The sequence below is a fragment of the Pontiella sp. genome (assembly GCF_041622395.1).
GTDB lineage: Bacteria > Verrucomicrobiota > Kiritimatiellia > Kiritimatiellales > Pontiellaceae > Pontiella.
In genome coordinates this window covers 1-1,711 of record NZ_JBFJYW010000410.1, presented here as the reverse complement: position 1 = coordinate 1,711, position 1,711 = coordinate 1, and the positions used below count along the sequence as shown (strand labels likewise).

2 protein-coding genes are annotated in these 1,711 nt (G+C 61.4%); both read right to left on the bottom strand.

Annotation, left to right across the window (positions count from 1 at the left end; all coding sequences use genetic code 11):
- The coding region (locus tag ABYO54_RS16115) for a hypothetical protein (protein WP_372809252.1) at positions 1-240 on the bottom strand (240 nt) is incomplete at its 3' end.
- Positions 241-312: 72 nt separating this feature from the next.
- Positions 313-1,711, bottom strand: a 1,399-nt coding sequence (gene rseP, locus ABYO54_RS16110; RefSeq protein WP_372809251.1) for an RIP metalloprotease RseP, incomplete at its 5' end; no start/stop codon positions are given.

Here is a 1,711-nt window from a genome sequence, read left to right as displayed (position 1 = left end):
GTTGAGCCAGGCGCGCTTGCCCGTTTCGCGGTAATAGATCTTATAGGAGGGCTGGTGGTCGTAGTAGTAGAACGTGCGCAGTCGCGCGGTCTTGCTACCGTCCGGGGCCTGCGCCCGCGCCGTCTCGTTGCTCGGCGGCGTGAGAATTTTATAGGCGACGAAGACGACGAACAGCACGAAAACGAGCTGCCCGAGCTTCGAAAAGTCGAACGTCGATCGCCGCTGGTAGCTCCGTTTCATGCACGCCAATATCGAATATCGAACCGGGAATGTCCAATCCCGAAGGAAAAACCTTCGGCCGTCGCGGTGGCGCTATTCGTTGGTCGGCGCTTCGGCGGCGGCTTCCGCCGCAGGCGTTGGCTCGACCTGCTCGATCGGGGCCTTTTTGAAGACGTTGAAGATGCGGCCGACGTTCCAGTTGCGGTCGACGTCGCGCCAGGAGAGGAACAGCATGGCGGAGATCAGCAGGATGGCGAAGAGGTTGACGAGCGTGCCGACGACTTTCGGGTGGACCTTGCGGCGGGTGATGCCTTCCCACAGCGCGAAGCAGATGTGACCGCCGTCAAGCACGGGCAGCGGCAACAGGTTGAGCACGGCGAGGTTGATGTTGATGAAGCGGATCAGACCGATGGCGTAGGGGAGGCCGAGTTTCAGGGCGAACCAGATCATGGTGAAGATCGCCACCGGGCCGCCGAGGCCGCTGGCGGCCTGCTTGGCTTCGCCTTTGGTGGTGAGCGCCTTGAGCAGGCGGAAAATCTTCATCGCGTCGCTCTTGATCTGGGTGATCGGGTTGCCGGACATCGACCAGGGCAGCGCGTTCGGGTCGCCGGGCGTGACGCCGATCATTACCTTGTTGTATTCCTCGATAAAGCGGGGCGTGATGGTGAGTGCGACCGTTTTGTCGTTGCGCAGGACGGTGAAGGTCGTCGGCTCGTCGCGGTGGGCCTGGATGGCGCCGGTCAACTCGTGCCAGTATTGGATCGGTTTGTCGCCGATCTGCATGACGAGGTCGCCCGTCTTGAGGCCGCCGTCGCCGGCGGGTTCGCCGGAGCGGATATCGGCCAGCAACGGGCGCAGGGCCTGGTCGACGCCGTCGAAGCCGATGACGTCCTTCTGGATTTCTTCGCCGGCGAGCTCGATGCGGTTGGTGGCCCCGGCGGAGCGATAGTCGATGGCAATGCGGTCGGAATCCTTGGCGAGCATCTTTTCGACCATGATGTCGTACCAGCTGGCGACCTCGTTGCCGTTGATGGCTATGATTTCGTCGCCGGGAAGCAGTCCCTTCGCATGGAAGACGCTGTTGGTGGCAACGTAGCCGACAATCGTGTTGTCGGGGGCCTTTTCGGCGGTGGAGACGATCAGCGCCAGCGGGATGGCGAAGAGAATGTTGCACAGCGGGCCGGCGACGGCGACGGCGATCTTTTTCCACGGCGAGACATCGGGCAGGGCTTTGCGGTCGTTCTCGTTTTCGCCCTGCATCTTTTCCATGCCTTCGGGGTCGAGCTGCGGCAGCGAGACATAGCCGCCGATGGGGAAGGCGCCGATCTTATAGACGATGCCGTCGACTTCCTTTTTCCAAAGCGCCGGGCCCATGCCGATGGAGAAGGCCTCGATGACCAGCCCGCACTTTTTTGCGACGATGAAATGGCCGAACTCATGGACGAAAATGGTGATTCCGAAAAGGAAAATCATCATGGCGATAAAGAAGAGG